Origin of the sequence: Mesorhizobium loti, from assembly GCF_003148495.1 — a bacterium.
In the GTDB taxonomy this organism is placed as follows: domain Bacteria; phylum Pseudomonadota; class Alphaproteobacteria; order Rhizobiales; family Rhizobiaceae; genus Mesorhizobium; species Mesorhizobium loti.
This window is the reverse complement of record NZ_QGGH01000002.1, coordinates 857564-875100: the sequence shown is the minus strand read 5'-3', so window position 1 is coordinate 875100 and position 17537 is coordinate 857564. Positions and strand designations below refer to the sequence as shown.

The following is a 17537-nucleotide window of genomic DNA, read 5'->3' as shown; positions in this document are numbered from 1 at the left end:
CTGTCGCCGCTCACTGCGTCTCATGCAGGGGCTGGGGACGCCATTTCGCCAGGCGATCCTCGATTATGGTCATCAGATATTCAGCACCCAGCGCCACCACCATCACGATGACGATCGCGGCGTACATGCCGGCGGCGTCGAAGGATCCCTTGGCGATGTTGATCAGCAGGCCGATACCGTAACGCGAGCCGACGAACTCGCCAACGATCGCGCCGATGATGGCAAAGCCGAAGCTGACATGCAGGCTGGCGAAGATCCAGCTCATCGCCGAAGGGACAATCACCGAACGGGTCAGCTGCCAGTTGGACGCGCCCAGGATGCGGGCGTTCGCAATCATTGCCCTGTCGGCTTCCCGCACGCCCTGAAAGGCATTGTGAAAGACAACGAAGAAAACCATCACGAAGGCAAGCGCCACTTTCGAAGCGAGGCCAAGGCCGAGGATCATGATGAAGATCGGCGCCAGGACGACGCGCGGAATGGAATTGATCACCTTGATGTAGATCGAGAAAATGTCGGCAGCCATGCGGTTGCGCCCGAGCGCGACGCCGATGATGATACCGGCAACCGAGCCGGTGACGAAGCCGATGACCGCCTCCTCCATGGTGACATAGAGATGATACCAGAGGGGACCCTCGGACGTTCCTTCCGTCGTCCATTCATAGAGCCGCTGCGCGATCGTACTCGGCATTGCGTAGAAGAACGGGTCGATCCACGCTTGGCGCGCGGCAATTTCCCACAAGCCTAGAAAGGCGACCAGAATGGCGACCCGCCAGAACATCACCGTGCGGCGGCGATTCCGTGCCGCCTTGGCGGCGGCGGCCTCGATTTCCGCATCGGAAGTGCCCGGCCTGAAAGCTCCTGCGCTGATATCGATGGTAGCATCGGTCATGGCGTTCCTCCTCAGGCCGCGGCACGTGCATAGCTGGTCTCGACCTCTTCCTTGAGATCAGCCCAGATCGTGCGCGAGTAATCGATGAAGCTCTGCTCGTAGCGGATATCGGCGACCACGCGCGGCCTCGGCAGATCGATCGTGTAGACCGACTTTACCGTGGCCGGTCCGGCGGTCAGGACATAGACCTTGTCGGCGAGCGCGATCGCCTCTTCGAGATCATGCGTTACGAAGACCACGGACGCCTTTGCCTCAGACCACAGGCGCAGCAATTCCTCATGCATCAGGACGCGTGTCTGCACGTCCAGCGCCGAAAACGGTTCGTCCATCAGCAGGATCTCAGGGCCGTTTATGAAGGTTTGGGCCAGCGCCACACGTTTGCGCATGCCGCCGGAAAGCTGGTGCGGATAGTGCTGCTCGAAACGCGACAGGCCGACGCGCGCCAGCCAGTCGCGTGCCGCGGCCGTGGCATCCGACTTCGTCCTGCCACGAAAGAGCGGGCCAGCCATCACATTCTCGATCACATTTCGCCAGGGAAACAAGGCATCGCTTTGGAAAACAAAACCGATGCGCGGGTCTATTCCCTTGACGGGCGCGCCCATGACACGAACCTCGCCGGCGCTTGGACTGGCCAACCCGGTGACGAGGTTGAGGGTGGTGGACTTTCCGCAACCGGTCGGACCGACAACGGCGACGAATTCGCCGCGCTCGACGGTCATGGTGAAATCGCGCAGCGCCGTCAGTGATTTGCCGGTGGGTGTGAGGAACCGCCGACTGACATTGATCAGTTCAATCGCTGGTGTGGTCTTTTCATGGGTCATGATGGAACTCCGGGTTCGAGCGGACGCCCGCCGTCGGCCAGAGCCGCCGGACGTGAAAAACCGACGGTTGCCGGCGCGACGACGCGCATCGCGCCGGCATGGTCTGCTACTTGGCGTTCTTGACGAATTCCGAGGTGTAGGTCTTGGAGAGGTCGATCTGCTTGCCCTGCAGTTCCTTCTTGAAGGCTGAAAGAACCGTCAGCACAGTCTCCGGGCCGCCTTCGGGCATGATCCCATCGGGGGTGAACATTGCCTTGCCGGCATCGAGGGCCTTCACGTAGCCTTCCTTGTCGCCGACATAGTAGTCTTGCGGCATCTTGTCGGCGATCTCGGCGCCACTATGCGTGTTGATGAATTTCTGCGTCTTGACGAAGGCGTTGGCCAGCTTCTGCACGATGTCCTTGTGCGCTTCGACCCAGTCGGTCTGCATATAGAGCGATGCGGCCGGGTAAGTGCCGCCCAGCGCAGCCTTGGTGCCTTCCATTGTGCGCATATCGATAAGAACGGACGCTTCGCCGGTCTTCACCAACCGGGTGATCGTCGGCTCTGTCGTCATGCCTGCCTGGATCTTGTCCTGCTGCATGGCGGCGATGAAGGTGGTGCCTGCGCCAACCGGAACCGAGGTGAAGTCACCGAGCTTCAAACCATTCTTGACGGCGAGATATTCCGTAAGAAAATTCGTCGATGAGCCCAGACCGGTCACGCCCAGGCTCATGCCCTTGAAGTCGGCAGGTGATTTGATCTCGGGGTGTTTCGTCGAAACAAGCTCGACCTCGCCTGGCGCCTGGCTGAACTGGACGATGGATTCGACGAATTTGCCCTTTGCCTGCAGATCGATGCAGTGGTCGTAGAAACCGACAACGCCTTGCACGGCACCGGCCAGCATCTCGTTTTCGGCATCGACGCCGGCCGGTTCATTCAGCAGCTCGACGTCGAGACCCTCGTCCTTGAAGTAACCGAGCGCTTCGGTCAGCTTGGCGGGCAGATAGATCTGTTTCTCATAGCCGCCGACCATGATGGAAACTTTTTCGTCGGCGCGCGCGGACGGCGCCGACAAGGCCATGGTGGCGACGAGTGCGGTTGTGGCGGCTGAATCAAGCAGAGTTCGCGCGAGCGACATGGCCTCTTCCCTTTGTTCGTTTCCCGCGCCCCTCTCTCTCCCATCGCTTTCCGCGACAATAATGGGGGCGCCCATGAACACTAAGGGCATCAACCTTTCATCCAGCTTTCAAGGAAAAGCTGAAAATCAAACCATACAGATTGGTAAGCTGTGGGTATTAGCCGGCCGCTGCGAGGCGGTCATGCCGCGAACACACAAGCCATCCCCCTGTTTCAATTGTTCAGCCCCAGCACGTCGCGCATGTCGTATTCGCCGGGCGGGCGTCCCGCCACCCAGAGTGCGGCGGCGATGGCGCCGCGGGCGAACATGATGCGGTCGCCGGCCGCATGCGACAAGGTAACAAGCTCGCCCTCGGCGCAGAAGCGGACGCTGTGCTCGCCGATGATGCTGCCGCCACGCATCACCGCAAAGCCGATTTCGCCGGCCGGACGCGCGCCGATGACGCCGTCGCGTACACGCCTTGCGACCGTCTCCAGCTCGATGCCGCGCCCGCCGGCTGCGGCTTGCCCCAGCATCAGCGCCGTCCCCGATGGTGCATCGATCTTGTGGCGGTGATGCGCCTCGACAATCTCGACATCCCAGTCGTCGGGGTCGAGCGCTCTCGCCGCCCGCTCGACCAACCCGACCAGCATGTTGAGGCCAAGCGAAAAGCTGCCGGAGCGGACGATCGCGATGGTCTTCGCGGCATCGGCAATATCAGCCAATTCCGCCGCATCGAAGCCCGTCGAGCCTATGACCAGGGCTGGCCCGCCGCGCCCAGCGCAAACCCTGGCCAAGTCGGCCGAGGCAGCCGGCGTGGTGAAATCGATCACGATTTCGGCCATAGCAAGCGCCTCGTCGCGGCTCAACAGACCTTCGCCGACGATGCCCGGCCGGTGGAAGCGGGCGGCGAGCGCCAGCCGCGCATCGTCCTGCACAGCGTCGGCCATCTGGCGGCCCATGCGGCCCAGCGCACCCGCGATGGCGACCCTGACCGGTGGTTGCGACATGGCGCTATCCCCGCGGCTATTTCCACATGCCGCGCATGCGCGCGCCGATGTCGACGCGCACCTCCGGCCGGGCCGCCCTGCCCTGTGCCGCCTGCGCGCTCGGCCATGATACCTGCTGGAACGCAGCGAGGATCGAAGCCGGGATGAAGCGGGTGCGCGAGGCATAGAGATGGCGGTCGCCGCGCGCCGCCTGGCCGTGCGGAAAGAAGCGCTGCGGCATGACCAGGTTGAGATTGTCCTTGGCCCGCGTCATCGCCACATAGAGCAGCCGGCGCTCCTCCTCGATGTCCTCCTTGGTGCCGACGCCGAGATCGGCCGGGATGCAGCCGTCGACGGTGTTGAGCACGAAGACATTCTTCCATTCCTGGCCCTTGGCCGAATGGATGGTCGACAGGATCAGATAGTCCTCGTCACGATGTGGCGGCCCGGCCTGGTCGCTGGTGGCGTCCGGCGGGTCGAGCGTCAGTTCGGTGAGGAACCGTTCGCGCGAGGCATAGCCCGAGCCGATCTGCTCGAGCTGCAACAGGTCGGCTCGGCGCGTCGTTGCATCCTCGTGGATGCGCTCCAAATGCGGCTCGTACCACAGCCTGATCCGTTCGAGATCGGCAGGCCATTTGGCGCCGGCCCGCAGGCCGGAATAGAGCGAGACGAAGCCCGGCCAGTCATCCGCCGCGCGTTGCGGCGGGCGCCAGCCGGCTAGCCCCATGGCCTCGTCGAGCGCTGTCGTCATCGTCTCGACGATCTGCGCCGCGGCCGAAGGGCCGATGCCCGGCATCAGCTGCAGCACGCGGAAGCCGGCGACCCGGTCGCGCGGGTTTTCGGCAAAGCGCAGCACCGCCAGAACATCCTTGACATGGGCGGCATCGAGGAACTTCAGGCCGCCGAACTTGACGAAGGGAATGTTGCGCCGTGTCAGCTCGATCTCCAGCGGCCCGCTATGATGCGAGGCGCGAAACAGCACCGCCTGGGATTTCAACGCCGTGCCGGCCTCGCGCTCGGCGAGGATGGTGTCGCAGACGAAATTGGCTTGCTCGACCTCGTCGCGCACGGTCACCAGCCTCGGTCTGTCGCTGGATTTGCGCTCCGACCACAGGTTCTTGGTGAAGCGCTCCGAGGCCTCGCCGATCACGGCATTGGCGGCGGCAAGAATGGTTTCGGTCGAGCGGTAATTGCGCTCCAGCATCACCACATCGGCGGCTTGCGCAAACTGGTTTGGAAAGTCGAGGATGTTGCGTACTTCGGCGGCACGGAACGAATAGATCGACTGTGCGTCGTCGCCCACCACCGTCAGCCCGGCGCCGTCGGGTTTCAGCGCCATGAGGATCGACGCCTGCAAACGGTTGGTGTCCTGGTATTCATCGACCAGCACATGGTCGAAGCGCCCACCCAGATGCGCTGCTATTTCAGGCTCGGCTGCCATTTGCGCCCAGTAGAGCAGCAAATCGTCGTAATCGAGCACGTTCTGCGCCTGCTTGGCCTCGACATAACCGGCGAACAATTGCTTCAACTGCTCCGCCCAACCGGCGCACCAGGGAAAGGCAGACCCCAACACCTCGTTAAGCGGCGCCTGCGCGTTGACGGCACGCGAATAGATGGCAAGGCAGGTGCCCTTGGTGGGGAAACGCGCTTCCGTCTTCGAGAAGCCGAGCTCGTGGCGGACCAGATTCATCAGGTCGGCGGAATCCTCGCGGTCATGGATGGTGAAGGCAGGGTCGAGGCCGATCTCCAGCGCATAGTCGCGCAACAGCCGCGCGCCGATGCCGTGAAAGGTGCCGGCCCAGGTCAGCGCATCGGTGATCACCGCGGCATCGCGGCCGAGTACTTCGCCGGCGATGCGCTCGACGCGCCTGGCCATTTCGGCCGCGGCGCGGCGCGAAAAAGTCATCAGCAGGATGCGGCGCGGATCGGCCCCTTTGACGATCAGATGAGCGACGCGATGCGCCAAGGTGTTGGTCTTGCCCGAACCGGCGCCGGCAATGACCAGCAGCGGACCGGCTATCTTGCCGTCGCCATGCTCGACGGCCTGGCGCTGGGCATCGTTCAGCCGGGCGAGATAGGCAGGCTGGACGGTCGGATCCCGAAAGGTCGAATCAGCGGTGGCGAGGTTCATCGCCCATCAAGCATCGTTTCCGCTTTGTTCGCAACGTCGATGCGAGGCAGACTTAGCCCCCGCAGACCGAGGGGGATCACGCCTAGCGTTGCGGATCGACACCAATCGCGGCTGACTGCCGACGCAAGGCTTCGCGATCATGTTGCGACGGTGGCAGCAACAGCGGGTCGACTGTATCGGGCACGTCATCGATCATCTGCCTGGTGAGGCGGTATGTGACATAAGCCAAAGCGCCGGCGATAAGCAGACGGAACATGGTTGCGTACTCCATTGGAACAGAACCAATCCGAGGGGACGGCATTTGGTTCCCTCCCGATTATCAGGGTATGTGATCGAGAGCCGCGATCGCTTCCGCTAACACTCAGCCCGTTCCGGTATTTCGGCGATGCATTCCTCCAGACGCTCCAGGCGGAACTTGGCATTGCGAAGTTCGTGTCCTGCCTCGTGCCGCCTATGGCGGCCCTGCGGAGAGGTCGCCATCAGGTCGCGCTCCAGTTCGGCAATGCGCGCACGCACCTGCCGGGCCTCGTCCTGACGCAACGCCTTGATCCATCCACGCCCGCGCATCGGTTTTCCTGCCAGCACCTTCGAAAGGCATGCCGGATTTATGTCGGAAAGACCCTAATTTCAGGCAAGCCCAAACGCTCTAAATTTAACTTCCGCTAATTTAGCATCAACAAAGGGGCTCTTTGGGGGAAGAAGGCCGGCGCCGCTTGGGAGGAGGAATGAAGCGCCGGCCAAGCGGATAATTAGGTCCGCCGCACAGCAGAAGGTAGCTGAGTCTTTCCCTGGCGTCATCGGGCGATTGTTTTCGTTAAAAACGTACCCTCGCCGGCCCGTCACCCGCGTGTCTTGACCATCATTCCGGCAATCTCCTTGAGGAGTTTTGCCGCCACGCCGGCGGTCAGGCCGGCGATGTCGCGAGCGGGATTTAACTCAACGATATCAGCCGCCACGATCGGCTGGTTGATCGACTGAATCAGGTTGATGACCTGACGAGTAGTCAGGCCGCCGGGTTCGCGATGCGAGACACCCGGCGCAAAAGCCGGGTCGAGCCCGTCGAGATCCATCGAGATATAGACCGGCGTCGTGAGGTCGAGCCGCAGATCATCGCTGAACCGCGCGGCCTCGATGACCTCGACACCAAACCGATCGAACTGGTCGCGATGATGGTCGTTGACGGTGCGCAATCCGACCTGGATGAGGCGGTCGGCAAGCCGCTCTTCCATGATGCGGGCAAAGGGCGAGGTGTGGGAGCGCGGATTGCCCTGATAGGCTTCATACATGTCGGGGTGCGCGTCGATGTGCAGAATGGTCAGGCTGGGGTGTCGGCGGCGCACCGCGCGCAGCACCGGCCAGGAGATGGCATGGTCGCCGCCGAGGCAGATCAGCGGATCGCCCAGTTCCAGCACGCGTCCAACCTCGCCTTCGATCAAATCCCATGGATCGGTGGCGGCGTCGAAACGGATGTCGCCATGATCGACCAGCCTGTCGGTCAGGTCGAAACCGGTTTCGCTCCACATGCTGTAGGCATCACAGAACAATTCGGGACGGATATGGGCGGGCGCAAGCGCTGCGCCCTTGGCGAAGGACGAATTGTCGTCGTGGGGAATTCCCAGAAGCGAAATCCTGGTCATCGGCATCCGGGCTCCGTCACTGGGAGTTCACAAAACTGGGGGAGTTCAATAAACCCCGGAGCTGGCTGGCAATAGCAGCGGTGCTTGGGCCAGCGGCGAGCGCGGTCTGGCGATCAAAAAAGCGATCATCTTCCCGCCTCGCCACACAGCCTTTGCCTGACCACGGCGACGTGGAAATTCGTGCCGAACAACAGCCCGTCATCGTTGAAGTCGTAGCTGGAATTGTGCAGCGGCGCGGAAGCCTCGCCATTGCCGAGGAAGACGAAACAGCCCGGGACGTGGTCGAGGAAACGGGCGAAATCCTCGGAGGCGGTCATCGGCTCGCGGGCGACAGCGATGTTGCCGGGCTCGAAGACGCCTCTTGCGGCCGCGAACGCGGCATCGACCAGTTCGGCATCGTTGCGCAGCGGCACGAACTCCCTGCTGTACTTGACTTCGGCGGTGACATTGTAGGCGGCGGCGGTACCCTCGGCGATGATGCGCATCTGCCGCTCGATCTCGGCGCTGACCTCGGGACGGAAGCTGCGCGCATCGCCGAGGATGCGGGCAAGGCCGGGCAGAGCGTTGCGGGTGCCGTCGGTGATCAGCTCGGTCACCGAAACCACCGATATGTCGGCCGGGCTCAGCCGGCGCGAGACGATGGTCTGCAGATTGGTGACCAGCGCGCAGGCGGCGACCAGTGTTTCGTTTCCCGCATGCGGCCGCGCGGCATGGCCACCGAGCCCTTTGAGCACGATCTCGAAATTATCCTCGGCCGACATGACCGGGCCGGCGCGGGTCTCGAAATGCCCGATCGGCAGGCCGGGCATGTTGTGCAGGCCAAAGATCTCGTCGAAGGGAAAGCGCCGCATCAGCCCATCGTCGAGCATGGCTAGCGCCCCCCTGCCCCATTCCTCGGCCGGTTGGAAAATGAAGCGCACAGTGCCGTCGAAACCGCCCTGCTCTGCCAGCAGCTTTGCCGCGCCGAGCAGCATCGTGGTGTGGCCGTCATGGCCGCAGGCATGCATGATGCCGGGATTGCCGGAGCGGTAGGGCGCGTCCGACTGCTCGGTGATGCGCAATGCATCCATGTCGGCCCTGAGCGCAATCGCCCGGTTGCCGCTGCCGCGCTTCAGCGTGCCGACGACGCCGGTGCCGCCAACCCCTTCGGTGACATCGTCCAACCCAAATTCGCGCAGTTTGGCGGCGACGAAGGCGGCGGTGCGCTCCTCCTCGAAACCGAATTCGGGATGCGCGTGCAAATCGCGCCGCCAGAAAATCATCTCCTGCTTCAGTGCATCGCGATCGAGTTCAGACATTCTTCTGCCCCTCCTGACCTACTTTGCCAGTTGCGCGGCCACATCAAGCAGGATGTTGGCGCCGGCAACAAGCTCGCCATCTTCGGTGTGCTCGCGCGGATTGTGGCTGATGCCACCGGCGCTCGGCACGAAGATCATCGCTGCCGGCGCGATCCGCGCCATCATCTGTGCGTCGTGGCCGGCGCCGGATGTCATCCGTTTGACGCCAAGACCACGGGCCCTCGCGGCGGCCTCGATACGTTCGACGATGCGGAGATCGAAGATCACCGGCTCGAAGCGGGCCAGTTGCTCGACCGAGATCGTCACCTTCTCGGCGGCGGCAAGCTGCTCGAGATAGGCGGCAAGTTCCGCCTCCTCCGCCTGCAGGCGCTGTTCGTCGGGATCGCGCAGATCGATGGTGAAGACGGCGCGCGAGGGAATGACGTTGATGGCATTCGGCTCGAAGCGGATCGTGCCGACAGTGGCGACGGTCGGCGCGTTCGAGGCTTTGGTCCGGTCGAGCAGGAAGGTGATGACCCGGGCGGCGGCGTGGCCGGCATCGCTGCGCATCGACATCGGCGTGGTGCCGGCATGGTTGGCGACGCCGTCGATGGTGACGCGTTGCCAGGAGATGCCTTGCAGATTCTCCACCGCGCCGATGGGCAAGCCCTCTCCCTCCAGCACCGGCCCCTGTTCGATATGCAGTTCGAGATAGGCGTGCGGCCTGAGAAAGCCGGGTTCCCGGTCGCCGGCATAGCCGATGCGGGCGAGTTCCTGCCGCAGCACGCTGCCGTCGGTGCCGACAGCCGCCAGCACCGTTTCGGCGCTGACCCCGCCGGCATGGGCCAGCGAGCCCATCATGTCTGGGGTGTAGCGCACGCCCTCTTCATTGGTGAAAGCGGCGACCGCGACGGGGCGCGACGGCAAGAAGCCTGATGCCTTGAGCGTTTCGATCACTTCCAGCCCGGCAAGCACGCCGTAGCAACCGTCATAGATGCCGGCATCGATGACGGTGTCGATGTGCGAACCGATAAGCAGCGGCGCCTGCCCGGCATTTTCCGGGCTTTGCCAGATGCCGAAGATGTTGCCGACCCGGTCGATGGCGACATCGATCCCGGCCTGCCGCAGCCAGCCGACGAAGAGGTCGCGGCCCTGCCTGTCGGTGTCGGAGGCGGCCAGCCGGATAAGCCTGCCCTCGCCATCCCGGCCAACAGCACCGAGTTCGCGGATACGGCCAAGCAGGCGCTGTGCATCGATCTCGATCATGCCGTTGCCTCTGCAGTCAACTTGCCGGCCAGCACATCGGCCGGGCTCATGCCAACCAGTTCGGCATAACGATGCGGGTCGGTGGCGCCTTCCGTGTTGATCGCCAGCACACGGGATTTGCCGTCGAGTTGAAGCTCGGCTCGGTTGTCGGCCACCGCCCGGATCAACCCGGCAAGGCCGACGCCGCCGCTTTCGCCGGCAACGATTACCGGATCGCCGGCGCTCGGCCGCGCCAGGCGCCGCATCACCGCGACGGCGTCGGCCTCATCCACCGTCATGAAGGCATCGGCGGCACGTGCCAGCACCCGCCAGGCGACCGGCGAGGCCCCGTAGCATTCGAGCATGGCCATCACCGTCGGCTGGCCGTGCGCGACCTTGACCGGGCGCCCGACCTGGGCGGCTGCAAAAACACAAGCGGCACGCGCCGGCTCGACCACGATGAAGGTCGGCCTGGCATCATCGAACACGATGGCCAGATGGCCGGCCAGCGCCGCGGCAATGCCACCGACACCGGCCTGCACGAAGACGTGGGTTGGCGTCCGAGGGAGCTGGCGCAAGGCTTCGCGCACGATCGCCGTATAGCCTTGCATGACCAGGCCGGGAATGCGCTCGTAGCCCGGCCATGAGGTGTCGGACACCACGGTCCAGCCCTTGTCGGCGGAAACCTGGGCGGCTTGCCTGACCGAATCATCATAATTGCCGTCGACGCGGATCATCTCGGCGCCATAGCGGGCGATCGCCGCGATGCGCTCCTCGCTGACGCCGGCGTGGACGAAGATCGCCGCTCGCGCGCCGACGAGTTGAGCGCCTTGCGCGACGGAGCGGCCATGATTGCCGTCGGTCGCACAGGCAAATGTCATCGCCGCGGCGACGGCCCGCACGTCAGGCCGATCGAGATCGGCCACATCGATGGGTCGGCCAAGCCGGCTGCCTGCCTCCTCCAGCACCAGGCGGAAGACGGCATAGGCACCGCCAAGCGCCTTGAAGCTACCGAGGCCGAGGCGAAAGCCCTCATCCTTGATGTGGATGGCGCCAAGTCCGAGTTCGGTGGCGAGCGCCGGCAGCGCATGCAGCGGCGTTATCAGGTGATTGTCGCGATGGGCAAGAAAACGCTCGACAGTGTCGGCGCCGGCCACGCCAAGGGTATCGGCATCGGCCGGATCGAGCGGCAGGCGATGCAGAGTATTGCGGTTGAGCAGGAACACTGGCGGCCTCCTTAGAGCCGGATGATTTCGGGTCGAATCGACCCGAAATCTGAATCCGTCTCTAAATCAAAGAGATAGAGAGCATGATGTCTGGACAAACGGTACCCGTTTGTCCGAGAAAACCGCTTCGCACTTTTCGGCATCATGCTCTGACGTTCAGCGAGAATATATTGCAGGATCGACGCAAAGGGCGCTGTAATATGGCCTCCCAAATGCAAGTTTGTTTCGCTAGGGATATCTCCATTGCCTGCATTGCCACCCTCGCTCGACAGTTTCGATCTCGCCATCCTTGCCATCCTGCAGCGCGACAACACGACGCCGCAGCGGCTGATCGGCGAGGCGGTGAACCTGTCGGCGCCGGCGGTGCAGCGCCGCATCAAGCGGATGGAGCAGACCGGCGTCATTGCCGGCAATGTCGCCGTCATCGAGCCCGCGGCTGTCGGCCAGCCCATCACCATCTTCGTCGAGGTGGAACTCGAGAGCGAACGCGCCGAACTGATCGACGCAGCCAAGCGGCAATTCTCGGGAACCCCTGAAGTCCAGCAATGCTACTATGTCACCGGCGAGGCCGATTTCATCCTGATCATCACCGTGGCCGACATGGGCGCCTATGAGGCGCTGACGCGAAAACTGTTCTTCGATAGCAACAATGTCCGAAAGTTCCGCACTTTTGTTGCCATGGACCGGGTCAAGGTCGGACTGACGGTGCCCTTGCCCGGCTGAGCGTTGCTGGCATGGCAGGCGCCGGCGGCCATGCTTTTGCCATTCTCCGGAAGCGAATTTGTCGGCGGAGGCGCGCTTGGACGAAACTACACCAGTTGCGATCATCGGTGCCGGGCCGGCAGGCCTGGCCATTGCCGCGTGCCTGCGGCAGGCCGGGGTCGACTTCGTCCTCCTCGAAAAAGAGCAGCAATCCGCCCCTGCATGGCGACGCCACTATGAGCGCGTCCACCTGCACACGACCAAACGCTATTCCTCGCTGCCCTTCGTGCCCTTTCCCAGGGATTATCCGCGCTATGTGCCGCGCGATCTTTTCGTCGACTATCTCGATGCCTATGCGCAACGCTTCGACCTGCGGCCCCGATTTGGAGAAGTGGTGCGGGCGATCACCCGGCGAGGCAGAAGCTGGCTCGTGGACACGACAACAGGTCCCCTGCCCGCTTCACAGGTGGTGATCGCGTCGGGCAACAATGCCGAGCCGCTGATGCCCGGATTTGCCGGCGCCGATGCCTTCAAGGGCAAACGACTGCATAGCGCCGACTATCGCAACGCCATGCCTTTTGCCGGCCAGTCGGTGCTGATCATCGGCATGGGCAACACCGGCGCCGAGATTGCCCTCGATCTGGTGGAAGGCGGTGCGCGGCCGACGATTTCGGTGCGCGGCGGCGTTCATATCGTACCGCGCGAACTGCTTGGCGTGCCCATCCAGATGATCGGCATGGCGGCGCGCCTGATGCCGGAACGCATCAACGATGCCTTGTTTCCTATCATCCTCGATCTGGCGCTGGGCAGGCTGGGGAAATATGGGCTCAGGCGGCCGCAGCAAGGAATGCTGCAGCAAATCGCGCTCTCGTCGCGCATTCCGACGATCGATGTCGGCACGGTCGGCAAGATCCGCGAAGGTGCGATCAAGATCGCACCCGATATTGCCGAGATCACCGAACAAGGCGTCCGTTTCACCGATGGCAAGCATGGCGAGTTCGATGCGATCATCTTCGCCACCGGCTTCCGGCCCGGCTATGCCAGATTGCTGGAGCCCGGCGTCCAGCCAGGCCGCAGCGGCGTCAATGCGAGCGCTTCGGATCTCGGTCTTTATCTCATCGGCTTTCACAATCCGGTCACCGGATTGCTGCGCGAAATCTCGATCGAGGCAGAGCAGATCGCTGACAACATCCGCCTCCGGCGAAACCGAAAGAAGGCAGCAGAAATCCTGCCGGTATGATTTGGCGCAAGAGGAACTGAGTTCTCGCCAACCTCACCCTGCCGCGCGCAGCCAGACCTTGTTGTCGTGGAAGGCAGCACCCCCGTAGGGCGCCGGCGCGTCGGCTCCGGTCAGCACGTTGATGCCTTCGCCGCGCTCATGCGCGCTGTTTGGCCAGATGCCTTCGGCGATGACGACGCCGCGCTTGATGCCTTCGAAGAGTTTTGCATGCAGCACGACTTCGCCGCGCGTGTTGCCGACCTCGACACGATCGCCGTCGGCCAGCCCAAGTGCTGCGGCATCATCGGGGTGCAGCAAGAGTTCCGGCCGGCCTTCCTTGGCCTTGGACACCGGTGTTTCCGAGAATGTCGAATTGAGAAAATTGCGTGCCGGCGATGTTGTCAGCCGGAACGGATGCGCCTCGTCGGCGACCTCGATCAGGTCGAAATGGTCGGGGAATTCCGGCAGCCGCGCCACCGGCCCGAACAGGCCCATGCTTTTCGGCGGCCGGTTGGGCGCCGCCTGCCCGGTCCAGTCGGCGCGAAAGTGGAATTTTCCATCCGCATGGCCAAATCCCCTAGTGAAATGCGCGGTGTCGAAATCCGGCTGCAGGTCGATCCACTTGTCTTCCTTCAAGCTGTCGAAGCTGCCCAGCCCGCGCTTGCCCAGGATGATGTCGATATGCTGCTGCTCGGTCAGGCCGAAGCCCGGACGGTCGGCGACGCCGAGCCGCTCAGCCAATTGCTCGATGACGAAATGGTTGGTGCGCGGCCCTTCCGGCGGCTCGATCAGCTTGGGGCCAAGCGTGATGTGCTGGTTGCCGCCGCCCTTGTAGACGTCGTCATGTTCCAGGAACATCGTCGCCGGCAGCACGACATCGGCGAGCTTGGCCGTGTCGGTCATGAACTGCTCGTGCACGCAAGTGAACAGATCCTGGCGCAGGAAGCCCTGCGTCACCAGCCGCTGCTCCGGTGCGACATTCACCGGGTTGGTGTTCTGGATCAGCATCGCCGTTACAGGCGGGCCGCCATAAAGCGCGTCGCTGGCACCGGTCAGCACCGGGCCGATGCGCGAATGGTCGAGATAGCGGATCGAGGGATCGCGCATCTTCGTGCCTTCCAGCACATCCTGGTTGAGCTTGAAGATGCCGGAATTGGAGTGGAAGGCGCCGCCGCCCTCATATTGCCAGCAGCCGGTGACCGCGGCGATGCAAGATGCGGCATGCATGTTGACGGCGCCATTGCGCTGGCGCGCGAAGCCATAGCCGAGCCGGAAATAGGTCCTTTTCGTCGTGCCGACGAGGCGGGCGAAGGCCTCAATCTCGGCGACCGTCAAGCCGGTGATCTCAGCCGCCCATTCCGGCGTGCGCGTCTTGAGATGTGCCTCCAGTCCCTTTGGATCGTCGGTGTACTTTTCGAGATAGGCACGGTCGGCCATGCCCTCCCGGAACAGCACGTGCATGACCGCGCAGGCCAGCGCGCCGTCTGTACCCGGCCTCAGCACCAGGCCGAGATCGGCCTGCTTCATCGTCGCGTTTTCGTAGACGTCGATGACGACGATCTTGGCGCCGCGCTCCTTGCGCGCCTTGATGGCGTGGGTCATGACGTTGACCTGTGTGACCACCGCATTGGTGCCCCAGATCACCACGCAATCGGATTTCGCCATCTCGCGCGGGTCCGGCCCGCGCAGCGCGCCGGCCCCCATCATCCAGCCGGTCCAGGCGAGATTGGTGCAGATCGAGCCGAAAAAGCCGGAATACTTTTTCGCATGGCGCAGCCGGTCGATGCCGTCACGCTGCACCAGCCCCATCGTGCCGGCATAGTAGTAGGGCCAGACCGTCTCCGAGCCGTATTTTTCCTCGGCCGCGATGAACTTTTCGGCGACGAGGTCGAGCGCGGCTTCCCAGCTCGCTTCTTTCCAGGCGCCGTCGCCCTTGGCGCCCGCCCGCACCAGCGGCTTCAACAAACGGTCCGGATGATGGACGCGGTCGGCATAGCGGGCGACCTTGGCGCAGATGACACCGGCCGTGTAGCTGTTGGCCTTGGCGCCGTGGACGCGGCCGATGCGGTTGCCATCGAGCAGTTCGACCTCGAGAGCGCAGGTCGAAGGGCAATCATGCGGGCAGGCCGAATGGCCGATCCTGAGCTTGGCGTGCTGGTTCATGGCACTTGTCTAACGGCTTTCGGGCGTGACGTGTAGGGCCAGTTACACGCCGTCAGTTCGCTTGAAGAGCGCATTGTAGGCACCGCATTTTGGGCAATGCATATGGCGTTCTACATGCGCGGCCCCTGCGCCGGCGTCGACGGTAACCAGATTGCCTTCTCCGCATTCAGGACATTTTACGACAGCCCCGGGATTGATCGCCAAAACCTTCGCAGCCCCAAGCCAAGATTCCTTCGACACACTCACTCCGCCGTGCCTTCCTCATATTCGGCCGACATGGTCAGCCACTTTTCCTCGTGGCCGGCCAGCGTCTGGGCCAGTTGCGATCGCTCCTTGGCCAGCCGTGTCGCCGTCGAGGGATCCTTTTCATAGACCGCCGGATTGGACAGCTCGTCCTCAATGCCGTCGATGCGCTTGCGGATGCGGTCCATCAGCGCCTCGGTGGCGCGGATCTCCTTGGCCAGCGGCTCGAAGGCGGCGCGGCGTGCGGCCGCATCGCGGCGGCGATCGGCTTTTGACGCCTTGTCGGCCTCGCGCTTGCCGCGGCGGTCGCCGGACACGCCGGTGACCAGCGTCTTGTAGTCCTCGAGGTCGCCGTCATACGGGTTGACCGCGCCGTCCTTGACCAGCCACAGCCGGTCGGCGGTCGCCTCGAGCAGATGGCGATCGTGCGAGATCAGGATGACGGCGCCGGGAAATTCGTTCAACGCATGGATCAGCGATTCGCGGCTGTCGATGTCGAGATGGTTGGTCGGTTCGTCGAGGATGAACAGGTTCGGGCCTTCGAAGGCCGACAGGCCCATCAACAGCCGCGCCTTCTCACCGCCCGACAGATCCTTGGCGGCGGTGTTCATCTTCTCAGTGGTGAGGCCGAACTGGGCGACGCGGCCGCGCACCTTCGATTCCGGCGCCTCCGGCATCAACCGGCGGACATGCTCATAGGCGTTTTCGTCAGGGCGGAGATCATCGAGTTGATGCTGGGCGAAGATCGCCACCTTCAGCCCGGGCGCCACCGTCATGGTGCCACTCTCCTGCTTGAGCCGGCCGGACAGCAATTTGGCGAAGGTCGACTTGCCATTGCCATTGGCGCCGAGCAGCGCGATGCGGTCGTCGGCGTCGATGCGTAGCGTCATCTTCTTGAGGATCGGCTGTCCGTCGGTGTAGCCGACATTGACGTTGTTCAGCGCCACGATCGGCGAGGCCACCGTCTTGACCGGTTCGGGGAACGAGAACGGCCGCACCGAATCGTTCACGATGGCCGCGATCGGCTTCATCTTTTCCAGTGCCTTGATGCGCGACTGTGCCTGTCTCGCCTTGGAGGCCTTGGCGCGGAAGCGTTCGACGAAGGATTCCATGTGCTTGCGGGCGGCTTCCTGCTTGACCCGGCCCTTTTCCTGCAATTCCTTCTGCTCGGTGTATTGACGCTCGAACTGGTCGTAGCCGCCGCGCCAGAAGGTCAGCTTCTTCTGATCGAGATGGACGATCGAATTGACGGCGCGGTTGAGCAGGTCGCGATCATGCGAGATCAAAAGCACCGTGTGCGGGTATTTCGACACGTAGTTTTCCAGCCACAGCGTGCCTTCGAGATCGAGATAGTTGGTCGGCTCGTCGAGCAGCAGAAGGTCGGGCTCGGCAAACAGCACCGCGGCGAGTGCCACGCGCATGCGCCAGCCGCCGGAGAAGGACGAGGCCGGACGGCGCTGCGCCGCGTCGTCGAAGCCGAGGCCGGCGAGAATGGTAGCGGCGCGAGACTCGGCCGAGTGCGCATCGATATCGGCCAGCCGCATATGGATGTCGGCGATGCGGTGCGGATCGGTCGCTGTCTTTTCCTCTTCGAGCAGCGCCGTGCGTTCGAGATCGGCCTTGAGGACGATCTCGATCAGCGGGTCCTCGGTGCCTGGCGCTTCCTGCGCCACCTGGCCGATGCGGGTACTCTTCGGCAGGCTGATCGAGCCTGTCTCGGACGGGAAATCGCCGGTGATGGCCTTGAACAGCGTCGTCTTGCCGGTGCCGTTGCGGCCGACAAGGCCGGCCTTGGTGCCGGCCGGCAAGGTCAGCGAGGCATGGTCGAGAAGCAAACGTCCGGCCATGCGGAGCGATAGGTCATTGATGATCAGCATGGCCGCGCTTTTGCACCGG

At 63.4% G+C, this 17537-nt stretch carries 15 protein-coding genes; 2 read left to right on the top strand and 13 right to left on the bottom strand.

The genetic code is table 11. The features are described 5' to 3' along the window. Positions 1–10: 10 nt before the first annotated feature. The 11 genes from C8D77_RS12700 to C8D77_RS12650 form a co-directional block, all read right to left on the bottom strand. On the bottom strand, positions 11–889 hold the full coding sequence (locus C8D77_RS12700) for an ABC transporter permease (RefSeq protein WP_109662943.1): 879 nt from the start codon (positions 887–889) through the stop codon (positions 11–13). Positions 890–900: 11 nt separating this feature from the next. Beyond that, a complete protein-coding gene (locus C8D77_RS12695; protein WP_109662941.1) occupies positions 901–1710 on the bottom strand; it encodes an ABC transporter ATP-binding protein in 810 nt (269 codons plus the stop codon). A 106-nt stretch (positions 1711–1816) separates the two neighbouring features. Then, positions 1817–2773 carry an ABC transporter substrate-binding protein gene (locus C8D77_RS12690; RefSeq protein WP_425453733.1) on the bottom strand — a complete coding sequence of 319 codons (957 nt, stop codon included), beginning with the start codon at positions 2771–2773 and terminating at the stop codon, positions 1817–1819. Positions 2774–3042: 269 nt separating this feature from the next. Then, the gene (dapB, locus tag C8D77_RS12685; protein ID WP_109662936.1) at positions 3043–3819 is read right to left on the bottom strand and encodes a 4-hydroxy-tetrahydrodipicolinate reductase; all 777 of its coding nucleotides are present in this window, start codon (positions 3817–3819) and stop codon (positions 3043–3045) included. A 16-nt stretch (positions 3820–3835) separates the two neighbouring features. Then, positions 3836–5929, bottom strand: coding sequence for an ATP-dependent helicase (locus C8D77_RS12680; protein ID WP_109662934.1), 2094 nt, complete (start codon positions 5927–5929; stop codon positions 3836–3838). Positions 5930–6011: 82 nt separating this feature from the next. Then, positions 6012–6185 carry a hypothetical protein gene (locus C8D77_RS12675; RefSeq protein ID WP_109663378.1) on the bottom strand — a complete coding sequence of 58 codons (174 nt, stop codon included), beginning with the start codon at positions 6183–6185 and terminating at the stop codon, positions 6012–6014. A 98-nt stretch (positions 6186–6283) separates the two neighbouring features. After that, entirely contained in the window at positions 6284–6496 is a 213-nt protein-coding gene (locus C8D77_RS12670; RefSeq protein ID WP_109662932.1) for a hypothetical protein, read from the bottom strand. 272 nt (positions 6497–6768) lie between these two features. Continuing rightward, the gene (locus C8D77_RS12665) at positions 6769–7566 is read right to left on the bottom strand and encodes an agmatinase family protein (RefSeq protein WP_109663375.1); all 798 of its coding nucleotides are present in this window, start codon (positions 7564–7566) and stop codon (positions 6769–6771) included. A 125-nt stretch (positions 7567–7691) separates the two neighbouring features. Then, positions 7692–8864, bottom strand: a complete 1173-nt coding sequence (locus tag C8D77_RS12660; RefSeq protein WP_109662929.1) for a M20 aminoacylase family protein — start codon at positions 8862–8864, stop codon at positions 7692–7694. 18 nt (positions 8865–8882) lie between these two features. Further along, positions 8883–10109 (bottom strand): Zn-dependent hydrolase, encoded by a 1227-nt coding sequence (locus tag C8D77_RS12655; protein WP_109662927.1) that lies wholly within the window; start codon positions 10107–10109, stop codon positions 8883–8885. Further along, complete coding sequence (locus tag C8D77_RS12650) at positions 10106–11314, bottom strand: diaminopropionate ammonia-lyase (RefSeq protein ID WP_109662925.1); 1209 nt, start codon at positions 11312–11314, stop codon at positions 10106–10108. Before C8D77_RS12650 ends, C8D77_RS12655 begins: the two co-directional genes overlap by 4 nt. Positions 11315–11557: 243 nt before the next feature. On the opposite strand from C8D77_RS12650, the gene C8D77_RS12640 reads away from it, so the two are divergent. Together C8D77_RS12640 and C8D77_RS12635 are read left to right on the top strand one after the other, a co-directional pair. Next, on the top strand, positions 11558–12037 hold the full coding sequence (locus C8D77_RS12640) for an Lrp/AsnC family transcriptional regulator (protein WP_109662920.1): 480 nt from the start codon (positions 11558–11560) through the stop codon (positions 12035–12037). A gap of 76 nt (positions 12038–12113) precedes the next feature. Continuing rightward, a complete protein-coding gene (locus C8D77_RS12635) occupies positions 12114–13256 on the top strand; it encodes a flavin-containing monooxygenase (protein WP_109663373.1) in 1143 nt (380 codons plus the stop codon). 33 nt (positions 13257–13289) lie between these two features. Here C8D77_RS12635 and C8D77_RS12630 read toward each other — a convergent pair whose 3' ends face one another. Both C8D77_RS12630 and C8D77_RS12625 read right to left on the bottom strand, forming a co-directional pair. Next, positions 13290–15398: a molybdopterin-containing oxidoreductase family protein gene (locus C8D77_RS12630; RefSeq protein WP_109662918.1), complete on the bottom strand. Its 2109-nt coding sequence runs from the start codon at positions 15396–15398 to the stop codon at positions 13290–13292. A 242-nt stretch (positions 15399–15640) separates the two neighbouring features. Next, positions 15641–17518, bottom strand: coding sequence for an ABC-F family ATP-binding cassette domain-containing protein (locus C8D77_RS12625; protein ID WP_109662916.1), 1878 nt, complete (start codon positions 17516–17518; stop codon positions 15641–15643). Between the last annotated feature and the right edge of the window lie 19 nt (positions 17519–17537).